The organism is Nocardia sp. CS682 (genome assembly GCF_004634405.1).
Lineage (GTDB): Bacteria > Actinomycetota > Actinomycetes > Mycobacteriales > Mycobacteriaceae > Nocardia > Nocardia ninae.
On record NZ_CP029710.1, the window covers coordinates 3729801 to 3745042 of the forward strand.

At 67.7% G+C, this 15242-nt stretch carries 14 protein-coding genes; 8 read left to right on the forward strand and 6 right to left on the reverse strand.

All coding sequences use genetic code 11. The annotated features are described in order from the left end of the window. Positions 1-124: 124 nt before the first annotated feature. From cobM to DMB37_RS16655, 4 genes are all read right to left on the reverse strand, one after another. Complete coding sequence (gene cobM / locus DMB37_RS16640) at positions 125-874, reverse strand: precorrin-4 C(11)-methyltransferase (protein ID WP_135233502.1); 750 nt, start codon at positions 872-874, stop codon at positions 125-127. Between the two features lie 29 nt (positions 875-903). Further along, entirely contained in the window at positions 904-1329 is a 426-nt protein-coding gene (locus tag DMB37_RS16645; RefSeq protein ID WP_135233503.1) for a PPOX class F420-dependent oxidoreductase, read from the reverse strand. A 61-nt stretch (positions 1330-1390) separates the two neighbouring features. Then, positions 1391-2008 (reverse strand): LuxR C-terminal-related transcriptional regulator, encoded by a 618-nt coding sequence (locus DMB37_RS16650; RefSeq protein WP_135233504.1) that lies wholly within the window; start codon positions 2006-2008, stop codon positions 1391-1393. After that, on the reverse strand, positions 2005-3201 hold the full coding sequence (locus DMB37_RS16655) for a sensor histidine kinase (protein WP_135233505.1): 1197 nt from the start codon (positions 3199-3201) through the stop codon (positions 2005-2007). The genes DMB37_RS16650 and DMB37_RS16655 overlap by 4 nt, the downstream gene beginning before the upstream one ends. Positions 3202-3331: 130 nt before the next feature. Between DMB37_RS16655 and DMB37_RS16660 the strand changes: the two genes are divergently transcribed. The 3 genes from DMB37_RS16660 to DMB37_RS16670 all read left to right on the forward strand — a co-directional run bounded on the left by DMB37_RS16660 (position 3332) and on the right by DMB37_RS16670 (position 6108). Beyond that, entirely contained in the window at positions 3332-4390 is a 1059-nt protein-coding gene (locus DMB37_RS16660) for an ABC transporter permease (protein WP_135233506.1), read from the forward strand. A 31-nt stretch (positions 4391-4421) separates the two neighbouring features. Further along, positions 4422-5162: an ABC transporter ATP-binding protein gene (locus tag DMB37_RS16665; protein WP_135233507.1), complete on the forward strand. Its 741-nt coding sequence runs from the start codon at positions 4422-4424 to the stop codon at positions 5160-5162. A 187-nt stretch (positions 5163-5349) separates the two neighbouring features. Further along, positions 5350-6108, forward strand: coding sequence for a hypothetical protein (locus DMB37_RS16670; protein WP_240772417.1), 759 nt, complete (start codon positions 5350-5352; stop codon positions 6106-6108). Between the two features lie 340 nt (positions 6109-6448). On the opposite strand, the gene DMB37_RS16675 is transcribed toward DMB37_RS16670, so the two are convergent. Next, positions 6449-7375 (reverse strand): LysR family transcriptional regulator, encoded by a 927-nt coding sequence (locus tag DMB37_RS16675; protein WP_240772418.1) that lies wholly within the window; start codon positions 7373-7375, stop codon positions 6449-6451. Between the two features lie 140 nt (positions 7376-7515). On the opposite strand from DMB37_RS16675, the gene DMB37_RS16680 reads away from it, so the two are divergent. Together DMB37_RS16680 and DMB37_RS16685 are read left to right on the forward strand one after the other, a co-directional pair. Next, a complete protein-coding gene (locus tag DMB37_RS16680; protein ID WP_135233510.1) occupies positions 7516-8904 on the forward strand; it encodes an MFS transporter in 1389 nt (462 codons plus the stop codon). Beyond that, on the forward strand, positions 8901-9647 hold the full coding sequence (locus tag DMB37_RS16685; protein ID WP_135233511.1) for a 3-hydroxybutyrate dehydrogenase: 747 nt from the start codon (positions 8901-8903) through the stop codon (positions 9645-9647). The genes DMB37_RS16680 and DMB37_RS16685 overlap by 4 nt, the downstream gene beginning before the upstream one ends. An 8-nt stretch (positions 9648-9655) precedes the next feature. Here the strand turns inward: DMB37_RS16685 and DMB37_RS16690 are convergent, their stop codons facing one another. After that, positions 9656-10276, reverse strand: coding sequence for a TetR/AcrR family transcriptional regulator (locus DMB37_RS16690; RefSeq protein ID WP_135233512.1), 621 nt, complete (start codon positions 10274-10276; stop codon positions 9656-9658). Positions 10277-10392: 116 nt separating this feature from the next. Here DMB37_RS16690 and DMB37_RS16695 point away from each other — a divergent pair, with 116 nt between their 5' ends. The 3 genes from DMB37_RS16695 to DMB37_RS16705 are packed head-to-tail and all read left to right on the forward strand — an operon-like array spanning position 10393 to position 15241. Beyond that, the gene (locus tag DMB37_RS16695) at positions 10393-11991 is read left to right on the forward strand and encodes a carboxyl transferase domain-containing protein (RefSeq protein ID WP_135233513.1); all 1599 of its coding nucleotides are present in this window, start codon (positions 10393-10395) and stop codon (positions 11989-11991) included. A 5-nt stretch (positions 11992-11996) separates the two neighbouring features. After that, complete coding sequence (locus DMB37_RS16700) at positions 11997-14084, forward strand: acetyl/propionyl/methylcrotonyl-CoA carboxylase subunit alpha (protein WP_135233514.1); 2088 nt, start codon at positions 11997-11999, stop codon at positions 14082-14084. After that, a complete protein-coding gene (locus DMB37_RS16705; RefSeq protein WP_135233515.1) occupies positions 14081-15241 on the forward strand; it encodes an acyl-CoA dehydrogenase family protein in 1161 nt (386 codons plus the stop codon). Before DMB37_RS16700 ends, DMB37_RS16705 begins: the two co-directional genes overlap by 4 nt. Position 15242 lies beyond the last annotated feature (1 nt).

The window sequence follows — 15242 nt, forward strand, 5'->3', positions numbered from 1 at the left end:
CCGAACCAACCAACCTCGATAGCCGAAGGACATCATCACAGGCAGTTGAGGTGTCGGCACTTTGCGGTCCTCATGTTGCAGACCTCACATCCTGCGCGACGCACCACGCGGGAGATGCGGCGGGTCACCGATGGCGCACGCGCGCCGGGTCATAAAGGTGGGATTGCGCACACGACACCGGGTCTGCCAGCGCCCGGCCGACCAGGATGATCGCGGCCTGGCGCAGCCCGGCGGCCTCCACCTGATCGGCGATGTCGGTGAGGGTGCCGCGCAGGATCAGCTGGTCGGGCTGGCTGGCGCGGTACACGACGGCGACCGGGCAGTCCGTGCCGTACTCGGCGACGAGCTCGGTGGCCAGTGTGCGGACGCGGGTGATCGCCAGGTGCAGCACGAGGGTGGCGCCGGTCGCCGCGAAATTCGCCAGCGCCTCGGTGTCCGGCATCGCGGTCGAGCGGGCCTGGGTGCGGGTCAGCACGACCGACTGCACCACCTCGGGGACGGTGAGTTCGGTGCCGAGCAGTGCGGCCGCGGCGGCGTAGGCCGGCACGCCGGGGGTGACATCCCATGCGACGCCGTGCGCGTCCAGCCTGCGGGTCTGTTCGGTGAGCGCTGAGTAGAGCGACGGGTCACCCGAACACAACCGGGCCACGTCCTTGCCGGATGCGGTGGCGCGCACCAGGTGTTCGGTGATCTGGTCGAGGTCGAGGTGCTGGGTATCGATCAGTTCGGCGTCGGGGGCGCAGTGCCCGAGCACCTCGGGGGCGAGGTAGGTGCCCGCGTACAGGCACACCGGCGACGCCCGGAGCAGGGCGACCGCGCGCAGGGTCAGCAGATCGGCCGCGCCCGGCCCGGCCCCGATGAAGTGCACGGTCATGCGGGTGAGTGTATTCAGCGCGGGATGGGTCAGGCCGTCGCGTCGAAGTGCGCGATCACCTTGGTCGGCCGCAGGCGGACGACGAGTTCGCCGGGCACGCCGTTGCGCTTGCCGAACTCCTCGGCCCGATCGGCGCCCATGTAGCGGCCGCCGATCTCGGTGGCGGTGCGCAGCAGTTCGTCGGGATCCTCGGACAGGGTCACGGTGCCCTGCAACTGCACCGAGGGGTACGGCATCGCCTCGACATCGACGATCACCGCGATGCGGCCGTCGCGCGCGAACGCCTTGCCCTTTGCGGTGTCCTTACCGGTGTTGAACACCAACTCGTCGCCGTCGAGCACGAACCAGACGGGCGTCACCATCGGGCGGCCGTCGGCGGCGACGAACGCCACCTTGCCCGTCCGCGTGCCCGCGGAGAGGAACTCGCGCACCTGAGGATCCGAGAGGGAAGCCATTGCTTCACCCTAGGGGCAGGCGGAGGGTTGGACGGCGCACCGGCGGGGGCATGTCGCGATCTCAGATCGCGCCTTGCTCGCGGGCGCGGGCGACGGCCGAGGTGCGAGAACGGACACCGAGTTTCGCGTAGATGTGCACCAGATGGGACTTGACGGTGGTTTCGCTGAGGAACAGTTCCTTGGCGATCTCCCGGTTGGAGCGGCCGTCGGCGACCAGCCGGAGCACCTCGATCTCACGGGTGCTCAGGGTGGTGTCGGCGCGGCGCACCCGGGTCATCAGTTTCGAGGCGACCGCGGGCGACAGCACACTCTCCCCCGCGGCCGCCGCGCGGACGGCGGCGAGCAGTTCGGTCGGTGGGGTGTCCTTCAGGATGTAGCCGCAGGCGCCGGCCTCGATGGCGCCGAGGATGTCGGCGTCGGTGTCGTAGTTGGTGACCACCAAGACATTCGGCGGCTGCGGGAGCGCGCGCAGCTCGGCGGTGGCGTCCGCACCGGAGCGGCCCGGGCCGAAGCTCAGGTCCATCAGCACCAGATCCACCGGGGTGGTCGCGCAGAACGCGACGGCCGCCTCGCCGGTGGGCACGTCGCCGACGACGGTGATGTCGTCGCCGCCGTCGAGCAGCGCGCGCAGGCCCGCGCGGACGATGGCGTGGTCGTCGGCCAGCAGCAGGCGGATCATGCGTGCTCTCCCGGTCGGGCCGGATCCGGTCCGGGTGCGGCGGGTTCGAGGGGGAAGGAGACGGTGACCGCGGTGTGGCCCGGTTCCGATTCCACTGCCATGGTGCCGCCCTGCTGCTCGACGCGCGATCGCATGGCGGCCAGTCCGAACGAGCCGGACGGCGGGTGCGCGAGGACGTCGGGTGCGATACCGACTCCGTCGTCCACCACGTCCAGCAGCACCTCGGCGTCGGCATAGGTCAGCGTCAATCGCATGCGGGCGGCCTCGGCGTGCTGCACCACATTCGAGACCGCGCCCTGTGCGATGCGTACCAGCGCCGCCTCCACCGGCATCGGCAGTCGCTCGGGCGTGCCTTCGACCACCAGTTGGGTGGCGAGCGTTGCGGTGTTGGCGCGCAGGCAGATTCGTTCCAACGCCTGAGCCAATGACTGACCGTCCAGCGCGGCCGGGGCCAATTCCGCAATGAGCCTGCGGGTTTCGGCTAGGTTCTCGGCCGCGGTCTCCCTGGCCAGCTGAATACGTTGCAGCGCAGGATGATCCGGCGCTGATTGTTCTGCGGCGTGCAGCAGCAGTTGAATGCTGCTCAACCCCTGGGCCACGGTGTCGTGGATCTCCTTGGCCAGGCGTTCACGCTCGGACAGCTTGCCGGCCGTCCGTTCCTTATCCGCGAGTATCGCTCGGGTACTGAGCAATTCATCGATCAGCCGTTGCCGTTCGGCGGACTCGCGGAACAGGGCCTGGTAGCCGAGGCCGATGCCGACGGCGACCGCCGCGCCGAGGATCGGGCCGATCGCGCCAGCCACCGACCAGCCCCGGTGCGCGCCGAAACCCACCACCGCGATGGCCGTGGCCGCCGCGACCGCGAGCAGGCTCCATGGCCGCGGGAGCAGATGCAGATAGAGGAAGAACAGCCCGAACGCCAGGTAGCCGGCGTCGGGAGCGAGCAGGACCAGGCCGAGCCACCATCCGGTCAGGGCAATCAACCAGATTGCGAGGCCGCCGCGGCGCGCGCTCAGTAGGTGGCCCGCGAAGTACGTCAGCAGGAAGCCCGCCGTCAGCGCCACCACCGGGATCGGATGCGGCGCACCGGGCAGCAGCGCCCGCACCGCGATCACCACCGCCAACGCCGTCACCAGCACATGCAGGCCGAGCCGCAGCCCGGTGAAGACGGGGGTGAGCGGTGACGAGTGCACCTTGCCAGCTTATGTGCGGCAACCGGGCGGGCATCCATCGAAAGGTGTAAAACGCCACCCACCGTTCGATGGTGCGCCTTTCCTTCCCGCGCGCGATGGCTGTGAGCCCGTCGGGCGGAACAGTGAAGGCATGTTCGTAGCACTCCGAGACCTGCGCGCCGCCCGCGGCCGCTTCCTGCTCATCACGCTGGTCGTCACCCTGGTGGCGCTGCTCGTGAGTTTCCTGAGCGGGCTCACGGCGGGGCTCGCGCACCAGAACATCTCCGCCGTCGAATCGTTGCCCGGCGATACGGTCGTCTTCGCGGACACCGGCGCCGCGCCGTCCTTCGACGCCTCCACGCTCACCGCGGAGCAGGTCGCCGCCTGGCAAGCGGCGGCGGGCCCGAGCGGCACCGTCGACCCGATCGGCATCAGCCACGGCAAGGTCGATCCGAGTGGGCGAGCTTCGGCGCAGGTCGCGTTCTTCGGTACCACGGGAACGGCTTTCGGCAACCGATCGGCAACCGAGAACGGCACGGTGGTGCTCAGCACCGGCGCGGCCAAGGACCTCGGTGCGAACACCGGCGATTCCGTCACCATCGGCGGCCGTACTTTCACCGTGGCCGGGGTACACGGGGACGACTGGTACAGCCACACACCGGTCGTGTGGATGACCCTGAGCGACTGGCAGGCGATGAGCCCCCGCTCGGCCGCCGCCACCGTGCTCGCAGTATCCGGCGTAGCCGATCAGGCGACCGTGAACGCCACCGCACACACCCAGACCACCAGCTCGTCCGGCGCGTTCTCGGCACTCAGCGCCTACGAAGCCGAAAACGGTTCACTGACCCTGATGACAGTGCTGCTCTTCGCCATCTCAGCCCTGGTAATCGGCGCATTCTTCACCGTGTGGACCGTCCAGCGCATGCCCGACATCGCCACCCTCAAAGCACTCGGCGCCACCTCGGGCTCCCTGGTCCGCGACGCCCTCGCCCAAGCCGCGATCGTGTTGACCGCCGGCGTCGCCGCCGGACTCGGCATCACCACTGCGGCAGCCGCTTTCATGGGCGACGCCCTCCCCTTCGTACTGAGCCCCGCCACCACCCTGCTGCCCGCGCTGGCACTGATCGTGCTCGGCCTACTCGGCGCCGCCTTCGCCCTCCGCTTCCTCTTCACCACCGACCCACTGACCGCCTTGGGCGCGGGCCGCTGACCATAAGCACTGAGCCACTGGAGTTTCCGAGATGACAACCACTACCACCCGCACTACCACCCTCGACATCACCGACGTAACCCTCACCTACCCCGACGGCACCAGCCGGCTCACCGCCCTCGACCGAGTGAGCCTGCGCGTAACCGGCGGCACCGTAGCCGCCATCACCGGCCCCTCCGGCTCCGGCAAATCCAGCCTCCTCGCCACCGCCGCTACCCTCATCCGCCCCGACTCCGGCCACATCACCCTCGAAACCCCCACCGGCACCACCGATCTCGCCACCCTCACCCGCCGAGAAGCCGCCACCCTCCGCCGCTCCTCCATCGGCATCGTCTTCCAACAACCGAACCTGATCCCCGCCCTGACCGCCCTAGAACAACTAGAGGTAATGACCCACCTAGGCCAACGCATCTTCACCCCCGCCAAAGAACGCCGCGAAACCCGCACCAGGGCAACAGAACTACTCGAATCAGTCGGCTTGACCGACCAACAATCCAAACGCCCCGCCCAACTCTCCGGCGGCCAACGCCAACGCGTCAACATAGCCCGCGCCCTGATGAACAACCCATCCCTACTGGTAATCGACGAACCAACCAGCGCCCTCGACACCGAACGAGGCGCCGCCATCATCGATCTCATCCTCACCGTAGCCCGCAACCACGACGCCGCCACCCTCCTGGTAACCCACGACCAAACCCACCTCCACCGCATGGATGCCGTCTACCGAATGGTCGACGGCCACCTCACCCAAACCTCCCCCGCAACCCCGTAGCGTCCAAGTCTCCAATCATCGAAAGATGGAACGTTCCAACATAATTCGTTCCATCAGCGTCGTGATTTCGGCTTTGATTTCCGTCGGTGGCAACTGATAGCTTGCCTGCATGCCCAGCCACCTCCACGAGCTACTCATCGAGCTGTTCCGGCAACGCCCGCAGCTAGCCGCCGAGCTACTAACGACCGTGCTGGACACCCAACTGCCCGAATTCGACCACGCCCGTCTGGAATGCGGAGATTTCCCCGACATCAATCCCACTGAATACCGTGCCGACGCGGTGGTGGTGCTCGCGAACGGAACTACCCCCGCCATAGCGGTGGTGGTGGAAGTTCAACTGCAGCCCGACAAAGACAAGTCATGGAGCTGGCCGGTTTACCTCACGACTCTCCGTGCTCGGCTGAAATGCCCCGCTGTCCTGTTGGTGCTGTGCCCAGACAAGCGCACCGCCACCTACTGCCGCAGACCCATTACCGTTGCGCCCGAATTCACGCTGAGACCGTTGGTACTGAGCCCGAGCGATATCCCCGTGGTCACCGATTCGGAGACCGCAGGAGCCAATCCCGAGCTCGCGGTCCTCTCCGCCGTTGCACACAGCAATCATCCCGACCGCGAAACAATCCTGACCCTCCTGGCCACCCGCGTACTCCCCGCGGCACACGGCAAGGAGTACATTGACCTGGTAACGCGCCTCTTGCCCACGGCCGCCCGACACTTCTTGGAGAGCCTCATGACCGCTGGCTACGAGTACCAAAATGAGCTCATCCGGACCTACTTCTTCGATGGTGAGACGAAGGCGTTGTTGACGGTGCTCGAGGCACGGGGCATCACCCTCCCGGAGGACTTGAGGAGCCGGATCGAGGCGTGCACCGATCGTGGGCAATTCGACACATGGCTGCGTCGAGCTGCCAACGCCACCTCGGCAGAGGATCTCTTCGCCGACTAGCACGCCCGTTTCTCAACCAACTTCGGTTCCGTCGTCGCCACCTCAACTTCGCCCCACGGAATTACTGGCGGGCACTTGCCTGAAAGGCCCCATGTACAACGGAGCATCCAAATTCTGCGCGCCTACCTCGCGCTTCTTTTACTCCTGCGGACAAGTCGACGCATTGCTGGTGGTCCTCGAAGCGCGAGGTCTGCTCTTATCGCCGGAGAGCGCAGCCCTGGCCGAAACATGCACCGATGTTTGGCATCTCGACACCGACTATCTTGATACATTCCTACGCCGTGCTGCCAGCGCCGCTTCCGTAGCAGAGGTTTTCGCTGGCCACCTACCTGATCAGGATCTATTTGCCGACGCCGAGTAGGGCGTTGCGCTCGCGATGGACCTTGGCGCGGAGGGCATCTACGAATGCGGCTACTTCTGGGCGGCGGAGGGTTTCGGAGCGGGCGACGAGCCAGTAGGCGAGTTTTACGGAGACGGCTTCGGGGAGGACGCGGGTGAGGTCGGGGTGGCGGTCGGCCATGAAGCAGGGGAGCAGGCCGATGCCTGCGGCGGCGCGGGTGGCTTCTACGTGGACGAAAACGTTTGTTGAGGTTACTGATTCGCGCATGGCGGGGGCGAAGCTGGAGGCGAGGTCGAGGTCGTCGACTTGGAGCATGGAGTCGATGAAGTAGACGAGGGGGTGGTGGACGAGGTCTTCGACGCGGGCTGGGGAGCCGTGTTCGGACAGATAGTCTCGTGCGGCGTAGAGGCCGAGGCAGTAGTCGGCCAGGCGGGTGGCGGTGGCGCGGTGGACTTGGGGTTCGCCGACGACTACCTCTAGGTCCAGGCCGGAGCGCTGGGTCGACGCGCGTCGTGTGGTGGCCACGATTTCGACGGTGATCTTGGGGTGTTGCCGTTGCACGTCGGCGGCGGCGGGGGCGGCGAGGTAGGCGCTGAAGCCGTCGGTCGCCGAAATGCGCACCACCCCTTCGAGAACTCGGCTGCCGTCGGCGTCTGCGGCCAGTGACTTGACGGCCGACTCGACGACCTCGGCCGCCGCCAACGCCTCCCGGCCGAGTTCGGTGAGCTCCCAGCCGCCGGCCGCCCGGGTCAGTACCCGACCACCGAGGGTGTGCTCGAGTGCGGCGATGCGCCGGGAGATGGTGGTGTGGTTGATGCCGAGTTCTTCGGCAGCGGACACGAAGCGCCCGGACCGGCCGACGGCCAGCAGAACCAGGAGGTCATCCGCGCTCGGCCGCCGGGCCGACCCAGATGACCCATCCCTCATATCTGCATCATCGCAGATAGCTACTGCACAACTAGTCATTGCGGTCACACCCATCTGCACTAATACTTCGTTGCAGCCGAGATTTGTGGGGGCCATCACATCTCTACCGCGATGTGACCCCCGGCACGAAGGAGAGTTCGATGAGCGTGCGCAGTGCATTGTGGCCGACGGGCGGCGAGCCCGGCGGGGTGCCGACCGGCTTGAGACGGGTAGTAGCCGCATCCATGGCGGGCACGGTCGTCGAATGGTACGAGTTCTTCCTCTACGGCACCGCCGCGACACTGGTGTTCAGCAAGGTGTTCTTCGCCAAGGGCACCAGCGATCTGGACGCGATCCTCGCCGCCTTCGTCACCTACGCGGTCGGCTTCGCCGCACGCCCGTTGGGCGGCATCGTCTTCGGGCATTTCGGCGACAAGTACGGCCGCAAGAAGCTGCTGCAATTCAGCCTGATCCTGGTGGGCGCCTCCACCTTTCTGATGGGCTGTCTGCCGACGTTCGGTCAGATCGGTTATTGGGCGCCCGCACTGCTGGTCACCCTGCGCTTCATCCAAGGCTTCGCGGTCGGCGGTGAATGGGGCGGCGCGGTGCTGCTGGTGGCCGAACACAGTCCGAGCCGCAGCCGCGGTTTCTGGGCGAGCTGGCCGCAAGCGGGCGTGCCGATGGGCAACCTGCTCGCGACGGGTGTGTTGCTGGTCCTGACCACCTGGCTGTCCGACGCCGCCTTCCTCAGCTGGGGCTGGCGCGTGGCGTTCTGGCTGTCGGCGGTGGTGGTGCTGGTCGGCTACTACATCCGCACCAAGGTCACCGACGCCCCCATTTTCGTTGCCGCGCAACAGGAAGTGGAGAAGATCAAGGCGACCTCGCTCAGCGTCGTCGAGGTGGTCAAGCGTTACCCGCGCGGCGTGCTCACCGCCATGGGGCTGCGTTTCGGGGAAAACATCCTGTACTACCTGGTCGTCACCTTCACCATCACCTACCTCAAGGTGCAGGTGCATGTCGACACCACGGTCATCCTCTGGTGGCTGCTCGCCGCGCATGCCGTGCATTTCCTGGCGGTCCCGGTGGCCGGCCGGCTCTCCGACCGGTTCGGCAGGCGACCGGTGTACCTGGTCGGCGCGCTCACCGCAGGCAGCTGGGGCTTCTTCGCCTTCCCCATGATGGACAGCGGGCACTACGCGCTCATCATGTTCGCCATCATCATCGGCCTGGTGTTCCACGCGCTGATGTACGCCGGGCAGCCCGCGATCATGGCGGAGATGTTCCCTACCCGGATGCGCTATTCCGGTGTGTCCCTCGGTTATCAGGTCACCTCGATCGTGGCCGGATCACTCGCGCCGATCATCGCCGTCCGGCTGCTCAACACCTACAAGTCCGCGGTACCCATCGCGATCTACCTGGCCATCGCCGCGGCGATCACCGCCGTCGCGGTGGTGTTCGCCCGGGAAACGAGAGGTGTGACCTTGGAAAGCATCGACCTCGCCGATGCCGAGAACCTAGCCGCCAAGCCCGCCCCGGTGGCCGCCAAATGAGCGACCTGACAGGCCGTTCCGCGCTGATCACCGGTGGCGCGAGTGGTATCGGCGCCGCCTGTGCGCGGGAGCTGTCCGCCCGTGGCGTACTGGTCACCATCGCCGATATCGACGATGTGGGCGCCAAGGCGCTGGCCCGTGAGCTCGGCGGAAAGTCGTGGGCGGTAGACCTTCTCGATGTCGAGGGCCTGGAAGCGCTCGATCTCGAGGTGGACATCCTGGTGAACAACGCCGGGGTGCAGAGCATCAGCCCGATCGAGGACTTCGCCCCGCAGCAGTTCCGGAACCTGCTCACTCTGATGGTCGAGGCGCCGTTCCTGCTCATCCGGGCGGCTCTACCGCACATGTACCGGCAGGGCTTCGGCCGGATCATCAATATCTCGTCGGTACACGGGATCCGGGCTTCGGAGTACAAGGCCGCCTACGTCACCGCCAAGCACGGCCTGGAGGGCCTGTCCAAGGTCACCGCGCTGGAGGGCGGCAGGCACGGCGTCACCAGCAACTGCGTCAGCCCGGGCTACGTCCGAACCCCGTTGGTGGACAAGCAGATCGCCGACCAGGCCAAGGCGCACAACATTCCTGAGCAGGAAGTGCTGGAGAAGATCCTGCTCACCGAGAGCGCGATCAAACGCCTGGTCGAACCGGAAGAGGTTGCCGCGCTGGTGGGTTGGCTCGCGTCGGCGGACGCGGGCATGGTGACCGGCGCGAGTTACACCATGGACGGCGGGTGGAGCGCTCGATGATCGAGCCTTCACCCCAGGGCGGCCAGCGCCATCCGGCGCAGGATGGGCCTGGCGCGCGCGGCGGTCGCCGTGGTTGCGCTGTGTGGCGTGGAGTTGATCAGTCCGAAGGCGGCGTGGGCCTGCACCCGCGCCGCCTCCTCGGGTAGCCCGGGGTGCAGGTCGCGCAGCACGGTGACCCAGATTTCCACGTACTGGCGCTGGGTGCGGCGCAGCTCCCGGCGCGCGGCGGCGGGCACATTCTCGAGGTCGCGGTCCTGGATTCGGATCAGCTCGGGATCGCCGAGCGCGAAGTCCAGGTGGAAGTCGACGAGACCGTCCAGCGCCTCGGCCGGACCGGCGGTGCGCGCGACCACCGCCTTACCGCCGTCGAGCAGCCGCTGGCTGACGCCGACGAGCAGTTCCACCAGCAGCGCTTCCTTGTTCGGGAAGTGGCGGTAGACGGCGGGCCCACTGATCCCGACGGCCGCACCGAGGTCGTCGAGGCGCATGCCGAGGAAGCCCCGGTCCGCGATCAGCCGCGCGCCTGCGTCGAGGAGCTGCTGCCGTCGCTGCGCCTTCAGCTGTTCGCGGCGGGTGAGCGTGCCGGGGTCAGTGCTGGTCACACGCGCTCCTTTCGCCCTCCTGGACATCTCGGTTAACCAAGATTAACCTGGATTCCAGTTATCGGCGACTAACTGGCCGACCTTTCGCCCGACCGCACCCCCTCATAGAGTCGCCCCGCGACGCTGACCCAGAGGACCACGTAATGACCGTTACCGAAGAGGCCGTCGACAACCGAGTCGCCCACAAGGCGCTGGTGGACGACCTGAGCGCCCGGCTCGCCGCCGCCGCGCTCGGCGGGCCCGCGAAGGCCAGGGACCGCCATGTGGCGCGCGGCAAACTGCTGCCGCGCCAGCGGGTGGATCAGCTGCTCGACCCAGGCAGCCCGTTCCTCGAACTCTCTCCCCTGGCCGCGACCGGAATGTACGGCGACGAATCCCCCGGTGCCGGGATCATCACCGGTATCGGGCGGGTGTCCGGCCGCGAGTGCGTGATCGTGGCCAACGACGCCACCGTCAAGGGCGGCACCTACTACCCGATGACGGTGAAGAAGCACCTGCGCGCCCAGGAGATCGCGCTGCAGAACCAGCTGCCCTGCCTGTATTTGGTCGATTCCGGTGGCGCGTACCTGCCCGAGCAGGACGAGGTGTTCCCGGACCGCGAGCACTTCGGGCGCATCTTCTACAACCAGGCGACCATGAGCGCCAAGGGAATTCCGCAGATCGCCGCGGTGCTCGGTTCCTGCACCGCGGGCGGCGCTTACGTGCCCGCGATGAGCGACGAGGCGGTGATCGTGCGCAATCAGGGCACGATCTTCCTCGGCGGCCCGCCGCTGGTGAAGGCGGCGACCGGCGAGGTGGTCACCGCGGAGGAGCTCGGCGGCGGTGAACTGCATTCGCGCACTTCGGGAGTCACCGACCACCTGGCGGAGGACGACCGGGACGCGCTGCGCATCGTGCGCCGCATCGTCGCGACTCTCGGCCCACGTCCGGCGAGCCCATGGGAGGTGCTGCCGACGGTGGCGCCCACCGCACCCGAGTCTGAGTTGTACGACGTGGTGCCGGTGGACCTGCGCACGCCGTACGACGTCCGCGAGGTGATCGCGCGCCTCGTCGACGGAGATCTACACGGGGACAGTGCCTTCCACGAGTTCAAGGCCGAATACGGCAAGACGCTGGTCACCGGTTTCGCGCGCATCCACGGCCATCCGGTCGGCATCGTGGCCAACAACGGCGTGCTGTTCAGCGAATCCGCCATGAAGGGCGCGCATTTCATCGAGCTCTGCGACAAGCGCAAGATTCCGCTGCTGTTCCTGCAGAACATCACCGGCTTCATGGTCGGCCGCGACTACGAGGCCGGTGGCATCGCCAAGCACGGCGCCAAGATGGTCACCGCGGTGGCCTGCGCGCGGGTGCCGAAGCTGACCGTGGTGATCGGCGGTTCGTACGGCGCGGGCAACTATTCGATGTGCGGGCGCGCGTATTCGCCGCGCTTCCTGTGGATGTGGCCCAACGCCAGGATCTCGGTGATGGGTGGCGAGCAGGCCGCCTCCGTCCTGGCGACGGTGCGCGGCGATCAGCTCGACAGCTCGGGGCAGCCGTGGTCGGCCGCGGACGAAGAGGCGTTCAAGGCGCCGATCCGCGACCAGTACGAAAGCCAGGGCAATCCCTACTATTCGACGGCCCGGCTCTGGGATGACGGCGTGATCGACCCCGCGGACACCAGAACCGTGCTCGGGCTTGCCCTTTCGGTCTGCGCCCAGGCGCCGCTCGAACCCGTTTCCTACGGCGTCTTCCGGATGTGAGTCTGATGCTGAACAAATCTCATCCCGTCGGCTTCGACACCGTGCTCGTGGCCAACCGCGGCGAGATCGCGGTGCGCGTCATCCGCACCCTGCGCGCCATGGGAATTCGCTCGGTCGCGGTCTACAGCGATGCCGACGCCGACGCCAGGCACGTGCACGAGGCCGATACCGCGGTGCGACTCGGTCCGGCCGCCGCCCGCGACAGCTATCTCGCGATCGACAAGGTGGTGGCCGCCGCCGTACGCACCGGCGCACAAGCGGTTCATCCCGGGTACGGATTCCTCTCCGAGAACGCCGCTTTCGCCGCCGCGCTGGCGGACGCGGGCATCGTCTTCCTCGGCCCGCCCGCCCGCGCGATCGAGGTGATGGGCGACAAGATCGCGGCGAAGAACACTGTCTCCGCGTTCAATGTCCCGGTGGTGCCGGGCATCGCCAGGCCCGGCCTGACCGACGCCGACCTGATCGAGGCGGCCGACGAGGTGGGCTACCCGGTGCTGGTGAAGCCCTCCGCCGGTGGTGGCGGCAAGGGCATGCGGCTGGTCGAGGATCCCGCGCGGCTGCCGGAGGCACTGCTCAGCGCGCGCCGCGAGGCCGCCGCCGCGTTCGGTGACGACACGCTGTTCCTGGAGCGTTTCGTCACCCGCCCGCGGCACATCGAGGTGCAGGTGCTGGCCGACCAGTTCGGCAACGTGCTGCACCTGGGCGAGCGCGAGTGCAGCCTGCAACGCAGGCACCAGAAGGTGATCGAGGAGGCCCCGTCCCCGCTGCTCGACGCGGCGACCAGGGCCAGGATCGGCGCGGCCGCCTGCAACACCGCGCGCAGCGTCGACTATGTCGGCGCGGGCACGGTCGAGTTCATCGTCTCCGCCGATCGGCCGGACGAGTTCTTCTTCATGGAGATGAATACCCGCCTGCAGGTGGAACATCCGGTCACCGAGCTGGTCACCGGCGTCGACCTGGTGGAGTGCCAGGTCCGGGTCGCGGCCGGGCAGAAGCTCGCGGTGGAGCAGGACGAGATCCGGATGATCGGGCATGCCGTCGAGGCCAGGGTGTACGCCGAGGATCCCGGGCGCGGGTTCCTGCCCACCGGCGGCACGGTGCTCGACCTGTCCGAGCCGGAAGGCACCGGGGTCCGGGTGGATTCGGGCCTGCGCATCGGCACCGTGGTCGGCAGCGACTACGACCCGATGCTGGCGAAGGTCATCACGCACGGCGCCGACCGGACGTCCGCGATCGCGAAACTCGATCGGGCGCTGGGCGATACGGTGCTGCTCGGGGTGACCACCAATATCGAGTTCCTGCGCTTCCTGCTCGCCGACCCGAACGTCGCGGCGGGGCAGCTGGATACCGGTCTGCTGGATCGCCGGGTCGCCGACTTCCACCCGGCCCCCGTCGATGACGAGATGTTCCTGGCCGCGGCCGCCTACCGGTGGCTGCGACGCTGGCCGACCACCCCGGACGACCCCTGGCAGGTTCCGTCCGGCTGGCGGATCGGCGACGCCGCACCGACCCCGATCCGGCTGGCCGGCGGCGACCGGATCGAGCACGTGTACCTCACCGGCTCCCCCACCGACGCGACTGCACGTATCGACGACGGCCAATCCATCTCGCTCACAGCAGCTTTCGCCGAGAACGTCCTGACACTGACCCTGGACGGCATCCGGCAGGAATACCGGGTCGCCGAATACGACGGGCACCTGTGGCTGGCCGGCCCCACCGGCATCGCCATGCTGCGCGAAGTGGCCGAGGCCAGTGTGCGCGGCGCGACCGAGCATGTCGGCGACGCCGAGATCACCAGCCCCATGCCGGGTTCGGTGATCGCACTGCAGGTGGACAACGGTGCCACCGTCGCGGCGGGCGCGCCCATCGTCATCGTGGAGGCGATGAAGATGGAGCATTCGCTCACCGCACCGATCGCCGGCACCGTCGAAATCCTGGTCGCACCAGGCACCCAGGTGCGTTTGGACCAGGTACTCGCCCGCATCATCGCGACGCCCGCCGCCGACGAGCCGGCCTCGCCACCCGATTCCGGAGCAGACCGGAAGGCCGGGGAAGACTCGAATACCGCCGAGCCAGAAGGAAACCAAGCATGACCGACTTCCTGTCCACCGGCGCACTGCCGCAGGAGTACCGCGATCTGGCCATGACGGTGCGCGATTTCGCGCGGACGGTGGTCGCCCCGGTGGCCGCCGAGCACGACGCGAACCACACCTTCCCGTACGAGGTGGTCGCGGGCATGGCCGAGATGGGCCTGTTCGGCCTGCCGTTCCCCGAGGAGTACGGCGGCATGGGCGGCGACTACTTCGCACTGTGCCTGGCTCTGGAAGAGCTCGGCAAGATAGACCAGAGCGTGGCCATCACCCTGGAGGCCGGCGTCTCCCTCGGCGCGATGCCCATCTACCGCTACGGCAACGACAAACAGAAGCTGGAGTGGCTGCCGCAGCTGACCAGTGGCCGGGCCCTCGCCGCGTTCGGGCTCACCGAGCCCGGCGCGGGCAGCGACGCGGGCGGCACCCGGACCACCGCCATCGCCGACAGCGGCGAGTGGGTCATCAACGGCAGCAAGCAGTTCATCACCAACTCCGGCACCGACATCACCACGCTGGTCACGGTGACGGCGGTGACCGGCGAGGTCGGCGGCAAGAAGGAGATCTCCACCATCCTGGTGCCCACCGACACCCCAGGGTTCGTCGCCGAGCCCGCCTACAACAAGGTCGGCTGGAACGCCTCGGACACCCACCCGCTGAGTTTCACCGACGTCCGGGTGCCGCAGGACAACCTGCTCGGCGAGCGCGGCCGCGGCTACGCGAACTTCCTGCGCATCCTCGACGAGGGCCGGATCGCCATCGCGGCGCTCGCGGTCGGCGCCGCGCAGGGCTGCGTCGACGAGAGCGTGCGCTACGCGAAGGAACGCGAGGCGTTCGGCCAGGCCATCGGCCGTAACCAGGCCATCGCCTTCAAGATCGGCAGAATGGAAGCGCGGGCCCATACGGCGCGCACCGCCTACTATGACGCCGCGGCACTGATGCTGGCGGGCAAGCCGTTCAAGAAGCAGGCCTCCATCGCCAAACTGGTGGCCAGCGAGGCGGCCATGGACAATTCCCGGGACGCCACCCAGATCTTCGGCGGCTACGGCTTCATGAACGAATACCCGGTGGCCAGGCACTACAGGGACAGCAAGATCCTCGAAATCGGTGAGGGCACAACGGAGGTGCAGTTGATGCTGATCGGACGGGAGCTCGGGCTGTGAC

Excerpts from the sequence above, each read along its gene's own strand:
- DMB37_RS16690 (WP_135233512.1), bottom strand. The coding sequence starts at position 10,276 with ATGTCCAGGAGGGCGAAAGGAGCGCGTGTGACCAGCACTGACCCCGGC.
- DMB37_RS16695 (WP_135233513.1), top strand. The coding sequence starts at position 10,393 with ATGACCGTTACCGAAGAGGCCGTCGACAACCGAGTCGCCCACAAGGCG.
- cobM (WP_135233502.1), bottom strand. The coding sequence starts at position 874 with ATGACCGTGCACTTCATCGGGGCCGGGCCGGGCGCGGCCGATCTGCTG.
- DMB37_RS16705 (WP_135233515.1), top strand. The coding sequence starts at position 14,081 with ATGACCGACTTCCTGTCCACCGGCGCACTGCCGCAGGAGTACCGCGAT.
- DMB37_RS16685 (WP_135233511.1), top strand. The coding sequence starts at position 8,901 with ATGAGCGACCTGACAGGCCGTTCCGCGCTGATCACCGGTGGCGCGAGT.
- DMB37_RS16645 (WP_135233503.1), bottom strand. The coding sequence starts at position 1,329 with ATGGCTTCCCTCTCGGATCCTCAGGTGCGCGAGTTCCTCTCCGCGGGC.
- DMB37_RS16660 (WP_135233506.1), top strand. The coding sequence starts at position 3,332 with ATGTTCGTAGCACTCCGAGACCTGCGCGCCGCCCGCGGCCGCTTCCTG.
- DMB37_RS16680 (WP_135233510.1), top strand. The coding sequence starts at position 7,516 with ATGAGCGTGCGCAGTGCATTGTGGCCGACGGGCGGCGAGCCCGGCGGG.
- DMB37_RS16650 (WP_135233504.1), bottom strand. The coding sequence starts at position 2,008 with ATGATCCGCCTGCTGCTGGCCGACGACCACGCCATCGTCCGCGCGGGC.
- DMB37_RS16700 (WP_135233514.1), top strand. The coding sequence starts at position 11,997 with ATGCTGAACAAATCTCATCCCGTCGGCTTCGACACCGTGCTCGTGGCC.
- DMB37_RS16675 (WP_240772418.1), bottom strand. The coding sequence starts at position 7,375 with ATGAGGGATGGGTCATCTGGGTCGGCCCGGCGGCCGAGCGCGGATGAC.
- DMB37_RS16665 (WP_135233507.1), top strand. The coding sequence starts at position 4,422 with ATGACAACCACTACCACCCGCACTACCACCCTCGACATCACCGACGTA.